General features: G+C 65.7%; 1 protein-coding gene. It reads left to right on the top strand.

Features of this window, described 5'->3' with window-relative positions:
• Positions 1-1,694: mechanosensitive ion channel family protein (locus tag ACE3S9_RS19280; RefSeq protein WP_374548093.1), on the top strand; the 1,694-nt coding region annotated here is incomplete at both ends.

The raw sequence follows: 1,694 nt of genomic DNA, 5'->3' as shown, positions 1-1,694 counted from the left end.
GGCTCGGCTTTGCTGTTCGCTCTGGCGGTGATCGCGCTCATCGGCCTGGTCGTCGCCGCCGCCGTGCTGGCGCGGCGCGTGATCCCGCGCGAGAAATCCGGGCGTCCGCCGACCGAATTACAGAAAGCGGCGGCGGCTCTGTGGACCGCTCTGGCGGTGACCGCCATTCCCATCGCCGCCGCGGCGGCGTTCTATCTGCTGGCGGGTTGGTTCGGCCTCGGCGCCCAGCAGTTCAAGCCTTTGTCCGACGCCTTTTTCCGCGGCGTGATCCTGTTCGCCTGGGCGATCGGCCTGGGCAACGGCATTCTCGCGCCGAGCCGCCCGCTCTGGCGTCCGGTCGACCTCACCGACCGCGTCGCGCAAAGGCTGATGAATCTCATTCTCGTCGTCATCGGTCTGATCGCCTTCGGCAATCTGTTCGACGCCATGGATGAGGTGATCGGCGCTTCGCTGCCGGTCTCGGTGGCGGCGCGCGGAACCTTCGCCTTGCTGGTCGGCCTGACCCTCATGCGCGGCCTTTACGGCATTGTCGCCGCCCCGGATGACGAGGAGCAATCCGAGAGCGGCCGCGCGGCCGGGCTGGAGGATGAAAGCCCGTGGTGGCCGCCGATCCGGTTTGCCGCCTGGGCGGCCACGGCGGCGGTGATCGGCGCCGATCTGTTCGGCTATATCGCGCTGGCCTCCTTCCTGGTCCGGCAGATCGCCTGGACGGCTTTTGTCGCCGGGCTGCTGTTCCTGCTGCTCAAACTGCTGTCCGAGGGCCTGGAGCAGGGCTTCCGGCCCAATTCCCGGCTCAGCCGGGCCCTGGTCGCCAGCGTCGGCTTGCGTCGCGAGAGCGTGGCGCAGCTCGGCATGCTGCTGTCCGGCGTCATCACCCTGACGCTCTATGCCGTCGCCGGCCTGATGGTCCTGGCGCCCTGGGGGTTGCAGTCGCATGACCTGCTGGGCGCGATCGAATCGGCCTTTTTCGGCTTCAAGATCGGCGACGTGACCATTTCGCCCTGGAGCCTGCTGGTCGCCCTCGTGCTGTTCGGCGCCGGCTACGCCATCACCCACGCCATCCAGAGCTGGCTGGAAAAGCGCTATCTGCCGCTGACCCAGCTCGATCAGGGCCTGAGGGCCTCGATCCGCACCAGCGTCGGCTATATCGGCGTGCTGCTGTCGCTTTTGTTCTCGGTGGCCTTTCTCGGCCTCAATCTGGAAAAGCTCGCTCTGGTCGTCAGCGCCTTGTCGGTCGGTATCGGCCTGGGCCTGCAGGGCGTGGTCAATAATTTCGTGTCCGGCCTGATCCTGCTGTGGGAGCGGGCGGTGCGCGTCGGCGATCTGGTGGTGATCGGCGAGGACCAGGGCTATGTCCGACGCATCAATGTCCGCGCCACCGAAATCGAGACCTTCGATCGCGCCACCATGATCGTGCCCAACGGCAATATCATGACTGGCGTCGTCAAGAATTTCGTGCGCGGCGACCGCATCGGCCGGCTCAAAATCCCGGTGCAGCTCGTCGCCGGGACCGACCCCGAGAAAGTGCGCGAAATCCTGGTCGACGTCGCCAAATCGCATGACGAAGTCGTCGGCATTCCGGCGCCTCTGGTGCTGTTCACCGATTTCAACGCCAGCGCGCTGAATTTCGAACTGATCTGTTTCGTTGAAAATGTCGAGCGCGCGGCGCGGGTGAAAAGCGATCTGCTCTATGC

The organism is Rhodoblastus sp. (assembly GCF_041915505.1).
Lineage (GTDB): Bacteria > Pseudomonadota > Alphaproteobacteria > Rhizobiales > Beijerinckiaceae > Rhodoblastus.
The sequence above is the reverse complement of the archived record's forward strand: the minus strand, read 5'-3'. Positions and strand labels throughout refer to the sequence as shown.